Annotated in this window: 15 protein-coding genes and 2 pseudogenes; 9 read left to right on the forward strand and 8 right to left on the reverse strand. The window is 59.3% G+C overall.

Annotation, left to right across the window (positions count from 1 at the left end; all coding sequences use genetic code 11):
- On the forward strand, positions 1–1,076 hold a 1,076-nt coding region (locus WLY71_RS25320; RefSeq protein ID WP_347805722.1), incomplete at its 5' end, for a tetratricopeptide repeat protein.
- A gap of 202 nt (positions 1,077–1,278) precedes the next feature.
- On the opposite strand, the gene WLY71_RS25325 is transcribed toward WLY71_RS25320, so the two are convergent.
- Positions 1,279–2,247, reverse strand: a complete 969-nt coding sequence (locus WLY71_RS25325) for a hypothetical protein (RefSeq protein WP_347805723.1) — start codon at positions 2,245–2,247, stop codon at positions 1,279–1,281.
- 262 nt (positions 2,248–2,509) lie between these two features.
- On the opposite strand from WLY71_RS25325, the gene WLY71_RS25330 reads away from it, so the two are divergent.
- Complete coding sequence (locus WLY71_RS25330; protein WP_347805724.1) at positions 2,510–3,010, forward strand: hypothetical protein; 501 nt, start codon at positions 2,510–2,512, stop codon at positions 3,008–3,010.
- 109 nt (positions 3,011–3,119) lie between these two features.
- Here the strand turns inward: WLY71_RS25330 and WLY71_RS25335 are convergent, their stop codons facing one another.
- The gene (locus tag WLY71_RS25335) at positions 3,120–3,269 is read right to left on the reverse strand and encodes a DUF934 domain-containing protein (RefSeq protein WP_425589963.1); all 150 of its coding nucleotides are present in this window, start codon (positions 3,267–3,269) and stop codon (positions 3,120–3,122) included.
- Between the two features lie 18 nt (positions 3,270–3,287).
- Positions 3,288–4,163 (reverse strand): annotated as a pseudogene (locus WLY71_RS25340) (nitrite/sulfite reductase); the annotation flags it as partial.
- A gap of 317 nt (positions 4,164–4,480) precedes the next feature.
- On the opposite strand from WLY71_RS25340, the gene ccoN reads away from it, so the two are divergent.
- Both ccoN and WLY71_RS25350 read left to right on the forward strand, forming a co-directional pair.
- A complete protein-coding gene (gene ccoN, locus WLY71_RS25345; RefSeq protein ID WP_347805725.1) occupies positions 4,481–5,908 on the forward strand; it encodes a cytochrome-c oxidase, cbb3-type subunit I in 1,428 nt (475 codons plus the stop codon).
- A gap of 15 nt (positions 5,909–5,923) precedes the next feature.
- On the forward strand, positions 5,924–6,145 hold the full coding sequence (locus tag WLY71_RS25350) for a cbb3-type cytochrome c oxidase subunit 3 (RefSeq protein ID WP_347805726.1): 222 nt from the start codon (positions 5,924–5,926) through the stop codon (positions 6,143–6,145).
- Between the two features lie 132 nt (positions 6,146–6,277).
- On the opposite strand, the gene WLY71_RS25355 is transcribed toward WLY71_RS25350, so the two are convergent.
- On the reverse strand, positions 6,278–6,772 hold the full coding sequence (locus tag WLY71_RS25355; RefSeq protein WP_046046933.1) for a hypothetical protein: 495 nt from the start codon (positions 6,770–6,772) through the stop codon (positions 6,278–6,280).
- Positions 6,773–6,841: 69 nt separating this feature from the next.
- Positions 6,842–7,618, reverse strand: coding sequence for a helix-turn-helix domain-containing protein (locus tag WLY71_RS25360; RefSeq protein ID WP_347805727.1), 777 nt, complete (start codon positions 7,616–7,618; stop codon positions 6,842–6,844).
- Positions 7,619–7,713: 95 nt separating this feature from the next.
- Here WLY71_RS25360 and WLY71_RS25365 point away from each other — a divergent pair, with 95 nt between their 5' ends.
- Positions 7,714–8,406, forward strand: coding sequence for an aspartate/glutamate racemase family protein (locus WLY71_RS25365; protein ID WP_347805728.1), 693 nt, complete (start codon positions 7,714–7,716; stop codon positions 8,404–8,406).
- Between the two features lies 1 nt (position 8,407).
- Here WLY71_RS25365 and WLY71_RS25370 read toward each other — a convergent pair whose 3' ends face one another.
- The 3 genes from WLY71_RS25370 to WLY71_RS25380 form a co-directional block, all read right to left on the reverse strand.
- Positions 8,408–8,929: a GNAT family N-acetyltransferase gene (locus tag WLY71_RS25370; RefSeq protein ID WP_347805729.1), complete on the reverse strand. Its 522-nt coding sequence runs from the start codon at positions 8,927–8,929 to the stop codon at positions 8,408–8,410.
- Positions 8,930–8,966: 37 nt separating this feature from the next.
- Positions 8,967–9,959 carry a LysR substrate-binding domain-containing protein gene (locus WLY71_RS25375; protein WP_347805730.1) on the reverse strand — a complete coding sequence of 331 codons (993 nt, stop codon included), beginning with the start codon at positions 9,957–9,959 and terminating at the stop codon, positions 8,967–8,969.
- Positions 9,960–10,046: 87 nt separating this feature from the next.
- Entirely contained in the window at positions 10,047–10,487 is a 441-nt protein-coding gene (locus WLY71_RS25380) for a carboxymuconolactone decarboxylase family protein (RefSeq protein WP_347805731.1), read from the reverse strand.
- Positions 10,488–10,694: 207 nt separating this feature from the next.
- Between WLY71_RS25380 and pdxR the strand changes: the two genes are divergently transcribed.
- The 4 genes and pseudogenes from pdxR to WLY71_RS25400 all read left to right on the forward strand — a co-directional run.
- On the forward strand, positions 10,695–12,128 hold the full coding sequence (gene pdxR / locus WLY71_RS25385) for a MocR-like pyridoxine biosynthesis transcription factor PdxR (protein ID WP_347805732.1): 1,434 nt from the start codon (positions 10,695–10,697) through the stop codon (positions 12,126–12,128).
- A gap of 123 nt (positions 12,129–12,251) precedes the next feature.
- Positions 12,252–12,545, forward strand: a complete 294-nt coding sequence (locus WLY71_RS25390) for a putative quinol monooxygenase (protein WP_008150809.1) — start codon at positions 12,252–12,254, stop codon at positions 12,543–12,545.
- 189 nt (positions 12,546–12,734) lie between these two features.
- Positions 12,735–13,151 carry a cupin domain-containing protein gene (locus WLY71_RS25395; protein WP_347805733.1) on the forward strand — a complete coding sequence of 139 codons (417 nt, stop codon included), beginning with the start codon at positions 12,735–12,737 and terminating at the stop codon, positions 13,149–13,151.
- A gap of 37 nt (positions 13,152–13,188) precedes the next feature.
- Positions 13,189–13,581, forward strand: a pseudogene (locus tag WLY71_RS25400) (ATPase); the annotation flags it as partial.
- Positions 13,582–13,790: the final 209 nt, after the last annotated feature.

Below are 13,790 nucleotides of genomic sequence, written 5' to 3' on the forward strand. Positions count from 1 at the left end.
ACCACAGTTTCAGCATCCCCAATCCTGAGCAGGTGAAAAAACTTAGCACACCGGACGCTTGCCTGACCTGTCACCAGGGCAAGGCTGGCGACAAAGTCACAGAGCAATTCAAGCTCTGGAACACCACCACCGCGCAGGCACCGCGTTACGACGAAAGCCTGCGGCTGATTCGCAACGGTCAGCCCGGCGCGGCACAAGCCTTGTACGAGCAGCTTCAACGCAGCAATTTGCCAGCGATTCAGCGCGCGACCCTACTCGCCGAGTTGCCGCTGTACCCAAGCGAACAGGCATTGAAACTGGCCACCAAGGACTTGAACCACCCGGCCCCGCAGGTGCGTGAAAGCGCCGTCCGGGCGATCAGCGCGTTCTTGCCGCCACCGGAGCGCGCGTCGCTGCTGACGCCGTTGCTGCATGATCCGGTGAAGGCTGTGCGGATTGTCGCGGCCCGGGATCTGCTGAGCGTCCCCCGTAATGGCTTGGGCAGCACCCAGGACAACTGGAATGCAGCCATCGCCGAATACGAGGAGGTCCAGAAGCGCCTGGCCGAACGCGCTGAAGCCAACCTCAACCTGGCCATGCTCTATCAGGCCGGCGGTCGTAGCGGCGAAGTCGAAGCGCTGCTGCGCACAGCCCTCAAGCGCGATCCGGATTTCTACCCGGCGCTGGTGACGCTGGTGCAATGGCTGGAGGCGAACGGACGCAGTCAGGAAGCTCAGACGCTGCTGGAGCAGAGCCTGAAAGCACATCCGGATGCCGCCCTGCTGCAACACACTCAAGGCCTGTCGCTGGTGCGCGCGGGCAAATCCGCCCAGGCCATGCCGGCCCTGCGCAAAGCCGCGCAACTGGAGCCTCAGAACGCCCAGTACGGTTACGTGTTGGCAGTGGCGTTGCACGACAGTGGCAAGGTCGATGAAGCCTGTGAAGAGCTGGAGCGATTGCTGAAAGTGCAACCGGCCAATCGCAATGCGCGGTTGTCGTTAATCCAGTACTACCTGGACAACGGGCAGGAACCGAAGGCACAGGTGCTGTTGCAGGGCTGGAAGAAAATGAACATGGGGGATCCGGCGTTGAAGTAAGCCTTGCGCCAGCTCTGTAGCAGTTGCCGAGCAGCGCGAGGCTGCGTTCGGCGACGAAGTCGTCGTGAAATCAGGCGATACGGTTTACAGGAAAACCGCGTTTGTAGGGTTTACGACGACTTCGTCGCCGAACGCAGCCTCGCGCTGCTCGACAGCTGCTACATAGACGTGGCATCACCTCGAAGAACCATAGACGGTGGAATCACCAAGACGAACCGCTTTTGAGCGCCAACTCCCGCCGACTATTCGCTCGCATCGCCTTGATCAACGACACCGTGCCCACCAGCAATATCGCTGCGCCAAACAGGAAGTCAATGTTGTACAGCTGAAAGTCCTGCAACGGCCCCACCAGCAATATCCGGATCGCCCCGATACTCACCAGCGTGGCGAGAAAATCGATGCCGGGCTCGTCGCGATAAAACACGTGCATCAGCGGCAGGCAAATTACCAGCAGCAACAGCAATACAATCACCTTGAACGAGCCCTTACGCTCGACGCTGAACGCACATTCGTTGACGGCGTAAGGCTTGTAATCCTCGTCGCGCACCAACGAGTTTTTCTCATTGATGTACTCGACCCGGTTGTACTTCTGAATGGGCATAAAGGTGTTCGACATCTCCATCACCGTGGTGATGTGGCGAAAGCGCAAGTCGACGCGCTCATTGCCCTTGAGGTAATACAGCACCGGTTTGTAGCCGTATCGGTAGGTGTCGAAGGGAAACTCGGTGGCGCGCCCCTGCACGCCAATCGGTCGCGGCTCGAGCTCCGCGTAGGCGCTTTTGTTGTCTGAGGCGAGGTTGCGGCTCAGGGGTTTGATTTTGACCTGTTCGAGGAAAATCGGCGTGGCGCCGTAGGACCATTGCAGCGGTTCCAGGCGCAGGCGCAGCTCGTTACGGCCCAGATCATAGCGATTGAAGGTGCGTTCGGAAACAATCACCGCGCCGCTCAGCAGGAACTCGCCACGCAGGTTGTTGGTGATGCGCAGGGTCAACTGATCCTTGCCCAGCGACAGCGCATCGGCGGCCGGTGGCGTGCCGCACCAGGCGTAACCGTCGAACGCACCTCCCAGCTGACCGCCACGGTTCTCCTGGAACACATAAAAGTACCCGCCCCACAGGGTCAACATCAGCAGAAACGCGGTTAACCCTAAAATCTTCTTGCCCACACTCAAAGCAGACTCCTTTGCGTACTACTCCCTTATGAAGCGCGGACTCTACCAAAATGCCATCACTCACCCAAGTGCAAATGCCTTACATCCCCACACGACATTTCCCCAGGCGCGCGACTGCATAAAATTTTCTTGAATCTGGATGGTGGCTCACTGCCATTAGTGCTAGAGTCCGCGCCGCGCAATCGGCCCTCAATAGTCACTACGAGACGACATGAGCGCGCCTCGGCCAATGACGGCAAATCCCAGTCTCAAGGATTCATCAATGAAAGCTCTCCGCACGCTGTTCACCGTTACAACCCTGACCGCCACTCTGCTGGCGTCGGGCTGTGCCAGCATCGTTGGCGATAGCAAATACCCGGTGAACGTGTCGAGCACTCCAAGTGGTGCTGACTTCACCATCAAGAACAAGGCCGGAATCGTCGTTCATAACGGTTCCACGCCCAATACCGTTACCCTGCCTTCGGGTCGTGGCTACTTCAAGGGTGAGGCCTACACCATCACCTTCAAGAAAGCAGGTTATGCCGATACCAGCGCTACGCTGGAAACCAGCATGAGTGGCTGGTACTGGGGCAACCTGGTGTTCGGTGGGTTGATTGGCATGCTCGTTGTCGATCCACTCACTGGCGCGATGTACAAACTGCCCGCCGACGCTGCGGGCGATCTCGGCAACCCACTGCCTGGTGAAGCGCCAAAAAGCCTGACACTGCTCGAAATTGATCAGCTTTCTCCAAGCGATCGAGCGGCTCTGGTCCGCATCAACTGACAGCGCTCGGCGCATCCTGCTCTTCAGGATGCGCCATCCTCACCGGCGTTCTACTGACGCCGTCGAAACAACGGTCGCGGCTCAATCACCGAACGCCCGTACAGCACACTCATCCCGTCCAGCCCAGTCGAGTGCGCAGCAAGTACGCCTGACTGTAACCGCGACCATCTCGGAAACTTGCAAAGTCCAGGGCAATCAGCGGTAGGTATGAAAACCACGGTTTGAGGCTTTCCACCTCATCGTTCGGCCCCAACCACACCCCCTTTTGCGGTGGACCTTCAAGCCAGCGGGCCAACGGCAGAATCACTGCATCACCCGGCGGTGAGGCAATGCCCGGTTTGGTCAACAGCACCACGCTGGCGTAGCCCGGCACTTTGTGCGGCTGAACGTTGCGCGACACCCAGCGGGCGAACGCCGGGTTTTCGGAAAGGCGTGTGCCAAAGTCGAGGTCGGTGTCCGCCAGAACGCGGTAGTCCGGTGGCACAAAGGCACTGGCCACGCGCTCATATTCGACGCCGGTCAACTGCGCCGGACCGTCCTTGAGGTACTGCCACTCCTCCTCCACTTCCCGGGCAAAGGCGTCGATGCCCAGCGCCTTGACCAGGATCTTGATCCGCGCTTTGTACTTGTTGTCGCGCCGACCGTGACGGTTATAGACCCGCAGCACCGCCTCGACGTAGGACAGCAGGTGCTGCCACGGCAACCCTTCGCGAATCTGCAAACCGAGGATCGGCGTGCGCCCCAACCCGCCGCAGACGATGACCCGCAGCAACATCTGTCCGTCGGGTCCCGGGTAAAGATAGAGGCCGATGTCATGCATCATGATCGCCGCCCGGTCCTGCTCCGCCGAGCAGATGGCGATCTTGAACTTGCGCGGCAGGAACAGGAATTCCGGGTTGATGGTCGACCACTGCCGCAGGATTTCCGCCAGCGGCCGCGGGTCGATCATTTCATCCGCTGCCACCCCGGCAAAGGCTTCGGTGGTGATGTTGCGCACGCAGTTGCCGGAAGTCTGGATCGCGTGCATTTCCACGTGCGCCAGGCGTTCGAGGATGTCCAGTACCTGGGCCAGTTCGATCCAGTTGAACTGCATGTTTTGCCGCGTGGTGAAGTGGCCGTAGCCACGGTCGTAATCCCGGGCGATGCTCGCCAGCGTGCATATTCAACATTGATGCTGACTGATCCGACGCCTTCGCGAGCAGGCTCGCTCCCACAGGGATTTCAGTGAGCTTGAAACTTTATGGCCCGTTTTCTTGAGGCGACTGGACCTGCGGCGCAGCGCGTTACAGATTCACCTGAATGCTGAAAAACCGTATCAGACTGCGGCTGATCTCCGCAGACACTCGCCTTATCTGATCCGCACAAACTCGGTTTTTCTGAGTCTGTTTTGTTTCCGGCAGGGTTTCTACAGTGGACGACATGCCAGTCCGGGTGGCCTGGCAAGACTTTGCAAACGTGGAAGCATTCACCATGAGCACAGCAACAATCGGACAGGCCTATAACTACAAGGTCGTCCGCCAATTCGTCGTGGCAACCGTGGTATGGGGTGTCGTGGGGATGGCGATGGGGGTGTGGATCGCCTCGCAACTGGTGTGGCCGCAGATGAACCTCGACCTGCCGTGGACCACCTTCGGCCGCTTGCGCCCGCTGCACACCAGCCTGGTGATTTTCGGCTTTGCCGGCAGCGCGCAATTCGCTGCCAGTTACTACGCGGTGCAGCGTACCTGCCAGGTGCGGCTGTTTTCGGACAAGCTCGCGGCATTCACTTTTTGGGGCTGGCAGTCGGTGATCGTGGTGATGCTGATCACCCTGCCGCTGGGCTACACCACTACCAAGGAATACGCCGAGATCGAATTCTCCGGCGCGGTGTGGATGACGGTGGTCTGGGTCGCTTATGCGATCGTATTTTTCACCACCGTGGTGCAACGCAAGACCAAACACATCTATGTCGGCAACTGGTTCTTCGGCGCGTTTATCGTGGTGATCGCCATGCTGCACGTGGTCAATCACCTGGCGATTCCGGTGGACTGGTTCAAGTCCTATCCGGTGTATTCCGGGGCGACCGACGCCATGGTGCAGTGGTGGTACGGGCACAACGCGGTGGGTTTCTTCCTGACCACCGGATTCCTGGGGATGATGTATTACTTCGTGCCGAAACAGGTCGGGCGGCCGGTGTATTCCTATCGGCTGTCGATCGTGCACTTCTGGGCGCTGATTACCCTGTACATCTGGGCCGGCCCGCACCACTTGCATTACACCGCGCTACCGGACTGGGCGCAGTCGCTCGGTATGGCGATGTCGCTGATCTTGCTGGCACCGAGTTGGGGCGGGATGATCAACGGCATGATGACGCTGTCGGGGGCCTGGCATAAATTGCGCACCGACCCGATCCTGCGTTTTTTGGTGTTGTCCCTGGCCTTCTACGGGATGTCGACCTTCGAAGGACCGATGATGGCGATCAAGACGGTCAACGCCCTCTCCCACTACACCGACTGGACCATCGGCCACGTCCACGCCGGCGCTTTGGGTTGGGTGGCGATGATTATCTTCGGCTCGCTGTACCACATGATCCCGAAAGTCTTCGGTCGCGTGCAGATGTACAGCACACCACTGATCAATCTGCACTTTTGGCTGGCAACCATCGGCACGGTGCTGTACATCGCCTCGATGTGGGTCAACGGCATCACCCAAGGCCTGATGTGGCGTGCGATCAACGATGACGGCACGCTGACCTACTCCTTCGTCGAAGCCTTGCAGGCCAGCCATCCAGGGTTCGTGGTGCGCTTCGCCGGCGGTGTGTTCTTCCTCAGCGGCATGTTGCTGATGGCTTACAACGTCTGGCGCACGGTGCGGGTTTCGGACGTCGAAATGGCCCACCGCGAAGCGCAGATTGCCTGAGGTAAGGGGCTTGAGATGATTGAGGTCGTGTTGAATGTATTGGGCGTGGCGGGGCTTGGGCTGGCGGTTGAATACTGCCTGAAGCACCAGACGGCAGAGAGTCTGGATGAAGCCAGTTTGATTCCGTTTGCCGATGACCCGGAGGTGGCGCGTCGGGTGGAATTGGCGACGGGCAAGATCGTGAAGGCCGTGGCGCCGGAGGAATTGAAGCACGGGTGGGGAAATCTGGAGGTTTGATGCAGCCCATTGTGGGAGCGAGCTTGCTCGCGATGGCGGTGTAACAGTCAACATGGATGTTGGATGTTGGATGTTATGGCCTCATCGCGAGCAAGCTCGCTCCCACAGGGGTCTGTGCCAGCCTTAAAGAATTCAGCTGCGCTCGCGGGGAATCAGGCTCTGCAACTGCTGCGCCAAAAAGTTCGCATCGAACGCAAAGGTATCCGGGTCTTTCAAGCCATTGGTCTTGCGCCATTGCCAGCTACTGGACGGCGGCAGGCACACCAGCGAAATGCTGCCGTACCGCGCCGCTGTCAGGCCCATCACGGCCAGTGAAATCTGACCACCGGCACCCATCACATCCGGCACAAATTCCACCGGTTTACCGGCGATCACAATGGACAGCTTCTCGGTCTTGAAGGTCGACGTTTCGACCGGAACGCTCGGCCCCGAGGCGACATAGGCCTCGCGGCTCACCTCCAGCAGATTAGGGGCCTGGACCGGTTCCAGCCATTGCTGGATCTGATCGAACAGTTCGCCAATGCGCGTCGCCCACACGGCCGATTGCGACTCGAACAGTTGCTTCTTGTGCGCTTCGCTTTCTGCGTAATGGCGAAGCATCTCACCCAGTTGCTGTACGTCGTCCATTGCGATGTTCCTTTGTTGAAGCGGTGCTGCGGACTTTGAGCATGGCAGATGCGCGCTGCCGGCGTACGACTAAAAGCGTGAACGGTATTGGCTGGGGGTCATGGCCAGGTATTTGCGAAAGGCACTGCCCATGTGGGACTGATGGGCGAACCCCGCGTCCAGGGCGATGTCGGCCAGGGACAGGTCGGTGTGTTCGATCATCCGGCGTGCCGCCTGAAGCCGCACTTCAACGAGGTAAGCGTGGGGTGTCAGGCCGATGGCCCGGGTAAAGTCGCGCAGGAAGCGCAGCTCGTTTTGTCCGTAGGTGGCGGCCAATTGTTCCAGGGTCAGGGGTTCGTGGAACTGCTCGGCGATCTGATCCAGCACTTGGGTGAAAACCCTGGGCGTGACACGTTGCGCGGTATTGGTCTTCGGGTTCATCAAACCAACGAATTCCACCGCCCTTTGCTCAAGCGCCAGCCTGTCCGGTTGCGGAGCGAGCAACAGACGCCGAAGTTCCCGGCCCAGCATCAGCGCGCGGCGATTACCTGAAGACTGCACGCGGTAGTCAACCGAGGGGAAATGCTGATCGGCCAACGGCTCGTCCAGACGCATCAGCAGGTATTCGCCACCGCTGGCCGATTCGGAAAACACTTCCACGCCGACCGGGGTGTAAGCCAGCACGCCAGGCAAGGTATCGAAATCCACCCGGTGATCCGAATCGATGGCGTGCACACCTTGTTGAAGTTCCAGTGTTACCCCAAGGGTTTGCCACTGCACAGGGTCACGCGCGCTGTAAGCCGCACGGGGCAAAAGCTGCAGGAAAAGTCTGCCGTCCAGCAGCTCCTGGCTCAGCGCCGTTGGCATGTGAAATTTCCTGATAGATCGCGATGAAGAGCCACGGGTACTCTCAAATAAAGGCATGCTCAAAAACAAAGGGTTGCCATCAACAGGAGCACGACATGCGCACCATCGGCCTTATCGGCGGCATGAGCTGGGAGTCCAGCGCCGAGTACTACCGTCTCATCAACCAGCAGGTTCGCGACCGGCTCGGGCCGTTGCGTTCGGCGAAATTGCTGATGTACAGCGTCGACTTTGGCCCTGTCGAACAGGCCCAGCATGCCGGACGCTGGGACGATGCGGCGGCGATTCTAGTGGATGCGGCGCGCAGGCTGGAAGTCGGCGGTGCCGATTGCGTGGTGCTGTGCACCAACACCATGCACAAAGTGGCCGGGCAGATTCAGGCCGCGATCAGTATTCCGTTTCTGCACATCGCCGACCCGGCGGGTCAGGCTGCCGTCGAGGCTGGCGCGCTGAAGGTTGGATTGCTCGGCACAGCGTTCACCATGGAGCAGGACTTCCTCAAGGAGCGGCTGACCTCAATGGGGCTGACCGTACTGGTGCCGGAGGCCGATGAACGTCAGGCCGTCCACCGGATCATCTATGACGAGTTGTGCGTCGGGGTGATCAGCGAGGCGTCACGCAAGGTGTATCAGCAGGTGATCGAATCACTGACCCGACGTGGCGCCCAGGCCATCATCCTCGGTTGCACGGAAATCGGCCTGCTGATCAAACCTGAGCACAGCGCCCTGCCCTTGCTCGACACCACCGAACTGCATGCACAGGCGGCGGTGGCGTTCGCGTTGGGCGAGTGACTCAACCGGCCTTGGGTGTGCGACGCAGCCGCGCCATACTCAAGGCATCGACCCATCCGCCGTCACGCACGGCGTAGTCGCGAAACAGCCCTTCGGTTTCGAAGCCGAACTTGCGATAAAGCCCGATGGCAGCTTCGTTGTCGGCGTAAACCGAAAGCTCGAGCCGTTGCAGGTTCATCCAGTTGTCAGCGATGTCCAGCGCCGCCACCAGCAGTTTCGAGCCAACGCCCTTGCCCTGCCAGGCCACCGCGACGCCCATGCCGAGATTGCCGGCATGGCTGCGGCGGATCCGTGAAAACTGCTCCAGGCCAATATTGCCTATGACCGTCCCTTGATGCAGCGCCACCAGCTGCACCACACGCTCGTTGTCCGACTCCAGGCGTTTGCGCCAGACTTCGGGGGACTGAAATGGCATTTGCAGCACCTGACGGGTAATGGCCGGGTCGTTGTAGAGCGCGGTGATGCCGACAATGTGGGATTCGTTGAAACCTTCGAGGGAAATGACAGCGTCAGTAGCGGGCATGGGTGATTCATCCTTGATACAGACATGGCCGCCCACTCTATACCGCCGTAGGTTGTTCGAACCACTCCCGCCGCTCTTCGAAGGTATTCTGGATCAGCTCAACGATCATCTGCACCTGCGCTGAACCCTCGGACTCGGCACCGACCGCCATCCACACCTGGCGCTGCATCGGTTGACTGAACAGCCCCGGCAATTCAATAAGGCCGCGGTCGAAGCGGCTGATGTATCCGGGCAGCAGGCCAATACAGGCGCTGCAACGGATCATCTCCAGCATCAGTTCATAGGAATGCAACTGCACCACTCCGGCCAGGCGTTGGTCCACGAGGGTATTCCACGGCCGAAAGCTGTCGACCTGACGGTCATGCTGCCATTGCACCAGCAGGAAATCCGCCAGGTCATCGAGGCTGTCAGGGCGGGACGCGACCCGTGAATACCGTTTGGCGATGTGGGGCAGGTAGTCGAGCCGCGCCAGACGCTGAGGCTCGCTGATAGCAAAACTCGGACCGGGCAGCGGTGAATCGGTGCCGGCCAGCCACAGCACCACATCGGCACTGACCGCTTGCAGGGACAGTTCGCTGTCCAGGGTGATGATGTCCAGGCGCACGCTGGCGTTGCGCCGCAACAAGGCAACCAGATCGCGACCGAGAATGTCATGCAGGATCGATTCGGCGACGGCCAGGCGAATCAACGGCTGTTCGATCACCGGCAAGTCGCGCTCGTGGGCCAGTGCAATCAACTGCGATTGCAGATGCAATCCGTCACGACTGAGGGCAACGCCATGCTCTGAATGGCTGAACAGCGAACACTGCAGTTGCGCTTCAAGTTGCGCCAAGTGTTTGCGCAACAGTGTTGTCTTGATATTGAGACTGCGGGCCGCCTGCATGAAACAGCCGCAACGGGCACTGACCCGAAAAGACTGCGCCAGCACCGGATCGATCCCTGCCGCCAGGGTGCGCCAGGATGAAGTTTTTTCTACGGGCGAGCGGTACTCAGCAACTCGCTGACGCTCTGTGGTTTCCATGAATCGCATCGCTGACTCCCTGTCGATCTGTCCTTGATAGCCTCATCCTGCGCAGGGTTTATGAACCTGATGTGACGCTCAGGGCAGAAAATCGATTCAGCCTCCAGGGGTCTGCCGAAAACTCACCGCCAGGCGATTCCAGCTGTTGATCGTGGTGACGGCGATGGTCAGATCGACCATCTCGCCTTCGCTGAATTGCTCCCGTGCCTGCGCGTAGACCTCGTCCGGTACATGGCTTTCAGAGAGCAATGTGACGGCTTCGGTCCAGGCCAGCGCCGCGCGTTCTCGCGGGTTGAAGAAACCGCTGTCGCGCCAGACCACGATCGAATACAAACGACGGTCAGTCTCGCCGAGTCGCCGGGCATCCACCGAGTGCATGTCGGTGCAGAAGGCGCAGCCATTGAGTTGCGAGGCACGGATTTTGATCAAGTGCAGCAAGGCCGGCTCGATGCTGAGGTTGCTGGTCAAGGCCTCCATGGCAATCATCGCTTTCATCGCTTTGGGCGATGCGCTGTAGTAATCCAGGCGGGCGTTCATGGAGTGACCTCGTGGATCGAATGCGTGCCCCTCAAGGTAGGCGTTGATACACAGGCGTTACAGATCCAATTCTGCGAAATAACCGTGGACCACTCAGGCACCAGACCAATCGGAGGTTTTTCGCCCACGCAACTTTTGCGCAGGCGTTCATGCGGGTAATCTGGCCCGACGCACACGCGCCTCAATCGCCCCAGGAGCCTCGCCGGTATGGAACTTCACGTTGTCATCAACGGCCGCAAGGACCTGGCAGGCCAGTTGTATAACCAACTGCGCAGCGCCATCGAATCCGGCCGTCTGGCAGCCGGGACGCAGCTACCGCCCAGTCGTTTACTCGCCGAACAATTGGGCATTTCGCGCAAAACCATTTCCGACACCTACACGCAACTGACCTACGAAAACTTCCTCACCGGGGTCATCGGCAAAGGCACCTACGTCAACGCCCGACCGGCAAAAATCACCCGTAAACAGAGCCATTCGGAATTGGCCAGTGCCGAGGTCATCGAATCCTGGCGCAACCTCCCGGTGTTCCTGCGCCATCCGACGCTGGAAGGCTCGTTGCGCTACGACTTCATCGGCGGCGCCACCAGCAAGGGCCAGTTTCCCCAGGATGACTGGCGGCGCTGCACCGCTCACGCCTTGCGCCAGATCTCCGCTTCCAAGGGTTTCTACAGCCTGCCCGAAGGCTTGCCGGCGCTACGCAATGCGATCGCCCGGCACATCGCGTTTTCCCGCGGGGTCAATTGCCAGGACGAAGACGTGGTGGTGTGCAACGGCGCGCAACAGGCGCTGGACCTGATCTCCCGGGTACTGACGCGCCCCGGCAGCCTTGTCGCCATGGAAGACCCCGGCTATCCGCCCGCACGCCTGTTGTTCGGTACCCACGGCGCCACGGTAATCGGCGTCCCGGTGGATGCGGAAGGCATTCAGGTGGACAAAATCCCCCTTGGCACCCGCCTGATTTACGTCACCCCGTCGCACCAGTTCCCGCTCGGCATGCCGATGAGCCAGGCGCGCCGGGTGGCGCTGCTGGAGCGGGCCCATGAGTTGGGCGCGATCATCATCGAGGACGATTACGACAGCGAGTTTCGCTATGAAGGCCGGCCTACCGACTCGCTCCAAAGCATGGACGAACGCGGCATCGTCGCCTACGTCGGGACCTTTTCGAAAACCCTGCTGCCGGAGCTGCGCCTGGGTTATGCGATCCTGCCGCCGGCAATACTCGAAGCGGTCATTCGCGCCAAGCAGCTCACCGATCTGCACACGTCCACCCTGCCCCAATGGGCGCTGGCCAAGTTCATCGCCGAAGGCTGTCTGCTCAAGCACATCCGGCGCTGCCATACGATTTATGCCGGGCGTCGTGAGCGGATCCTCGAGCGCATGGCCGGCGATCTGTCACCGTGGCTCGAGGCTGTCCCGACCACCGCCGGGTTCCACATGGTGGTTATGTGCAAAGTGTCTATTGATATTCCATTGGTGATCACACTTGCAAAAAAGGTTGAAGTCGGGGTGTATCCCATCGACAGCTTTTTCTATCAGCAAGCGCCGCAGGCCGGGCTTTTCCTGGGTTTTGGCGCCATTGAAACCCTGGACATCGACATCGCCCTGGACCGGCTGCGGGACATTTTGCAGCAGGTCGCCTGACAGATTGGTCTGCGTTTTTATCCCGCGATTGGCTATTGGTGGTCCGGGGATGCAGGCCTATCCTGCAAAAGTGTTATCCCTCAATGAGCAGGATTCGTTCGGCCTGATTCAGGAGTGTGAGCAATGTCCAACGAAGTGATCAATACCGTTAAGGTGCAGGCCGCCGCCGGCCGCTCGGACGAACTGGGCAAGCAACTGCAAAAGATTGTCGACACCCTGCGCGAACTACCGGGCTGTGATTCCTATATGGTCGACCGCTGCCCCGAGGACGACAACCGCTGGACTGTCAGCGCCCGCTGGCAATCGGAAGCGGCCATGCAAATGCATTTCAACTGCCCTGAAGTACAAGGCTTTATCGGCCTGATCGACAGCCGCCTGGCCAACAGCGTCGACTTCAACAGCTTTCCTATCGTTTAGAAAGTTAGGTCGCCGCCTTCGGCCACTCCTACAGGGCAATGGGTACCCCTGCAGAAGTGGCTGTAGACGGCGATCTTGTTTTTCAACGCGCATGATTGGTCCCCTCGCCTTCACGAAAATTGGCTGTTTGATTGGCCTTGGCCGAGACTTACTGTGGTCCCTGACGACTAACCACAGCAGGTGATACCCATGAAAGCCTTCCGCTACTGTGCTGCCCCCCTCACCGCCCTGGCCCTGACCTTTTCCGCCGCGACATACGCTCATGAAGCCGCGCCTTCGGAAAAGGTCACCGTGTTGCAGGACCAGATGTTGAAAAACGTGCCCAATAAAAAGGCGCTGATGATCGAGGTCGACTATCTGCCCGGCCAATCGTCCATCGCCCACAAGCACGAGGGCACGGCCATGGCTTACGTCATTTCGGGAGAAATCATCTCCCAGGTCAAAGGTGAAAAGGTGATCACTTACAAGGCCGGTGAATATTGGTATGAGCCGGCGGGGTCGGAGCATCTGGTCTCGAAAAATGCCAGCGCGACCAAGCCTGCCAAGCTGTTGGTGTTAATGGTGTTAGCGCCAGAAGAAAAAATACTGATCCCTTTGGAAAACTGATAGCTGTTGCGCCAGCCATAAATAAACAGGCTCGAATAAAGCGTCCTTGCAACGTCAGTTCGGTTCGGTGACGGTGTACCCGGACATGCAAAGTCTCAGGGCCGCTAAACCGGACGTGGTCGCCGCCGTCGACGCGCGCAGTCAACTGATGACGTCGCGCAGTTCGGATATCAGCGCGAATGTCAGCGCCGCGTTCTACGATACCAATTTCAACTACATCGGCACTGCACAAGGGCATGACGCTAAAGAACTGAGTCCGTTATGGGCGGACTATAAACGCAGCGAAGAGATAGTTGCCGAGATAAACGAACAACAGGATGTGCAAGTCAGGGCCTTGCAGAAGTTTGACCAGTCGCTCAGTAATTTATTGACCAGACCGACAGATAAAGTGTCGATGATCGATAATTCAACTGGCCGGAAGTTGTATTGAGGCTGATGGCCCCATCGCGAGCAAGCTCGCTCCCACATTGGTTATATGCACGACGCAAAACTAATGTGGGAGCGAGCTTGCTCGCGATGGGGCCCGACCAGACGGTACAAAACCTTCAGGATCGAGTAGGAGGCGGGGTTGCCCCCGCCGTCCTCTCACACCACCGTACGTACGGTTCCGTATACGGCGGTTCCTGCCTACTGACAAAC

The organism is Pseudomonas rossensis (assembly GCF_039888995.1).
GTDB lineage: Bacteria > Pseudomonadota > Gammaproteobacteria > Pseudomonadales > Pseudomonadaceae > Aquipseudomonas > Aquipseudomonas rossensis.

Bases quoted from the DNA above. Each gene is read 5' to 3' on its own strand.
- WLY71_RS25330 (WP_347805724.1), top strand. From the start codon at position 2,510: ATGAAAGCTCTCCGCACGCTGTTCACCGTTACAACCCTGACCGCCACT.
- ccoN (WP_347805725.1), top strand. From the start codon at position 4,481: ATGAGCACAGCAACAATCGGACAGGCCTATAACTACAAGGTCGTCCGC.
- WLY71_RS25350 (WP_347805726.1), top strand. From the start codon at position 5,924: ATGATTGAGGTCGTGTTGAATGTATTGGGCGTGGCGGGGCTTGGGCTG.
- WLY71_RS25355 (WP_046046933.1), bottom strand. From the start codon at position 6,772: ATGGACGACGTACAGCAACTGGGTGAGATGCTTCGCCATTACGCAGAA.
- WLY71_RS25360 (WP_347805727.1), bottom strand. From the start codon at position 7,618: ATGCCAACGGCGCTGAGCCAGGAGCTGCTGGACGGCAGACTTTTCCTG.
- WLY71_RS25365 (WP_347805728.1), top strand. From the start codon at position 7,714: ATGCGCACCATCGGCCTTATCGGCGGCATGAGCTGGGAGTCCAGCGCC.
- WLY71_RS25370 (WP_347805729.1), bottom strand. From the start codon at position 8,929: ATGCCCGCTACTGACGCTGTCATTTCCCTCGAAGGTTTCAACGAATCC.
- WLY71_RS25375 (WP_347805730.1), bottom strand. From the start codon at position 9,959: ATGCGATTCATGGAAACCACAGAGCGTCAGCGAGTTGCTGAGTACCGC.
- WLY71_RS25380 (WP_347805731.1), bottom strand. From the start codon at position 10,487: ATGAACGCCCGCCTGGATTACTACAGCGCATCGCCCAAAGCGATGAAA.
- pdxR (WP_347805732.1), top strand. From the start codon at position 10,695: ATGGAACTTCACGTTGTCATCAACGGCCGCAAGGACCTGGCAGGCCAG.
- WLY71_RS25390 (WP_008150809.1), top strand. From the start codon at position 12,252: ATGTCCAACGAAGTGATCAATACCGTTAAGGTGCAGGCCGCCGCCGGC.
- WLY71_RS25395 (WP_347805733.1), top strand. From the start codon at position 12,735: ATGAAAGCCTTCCGCTACTGTGCTGCCCCCCTCACCGCCCTGGCCCTG.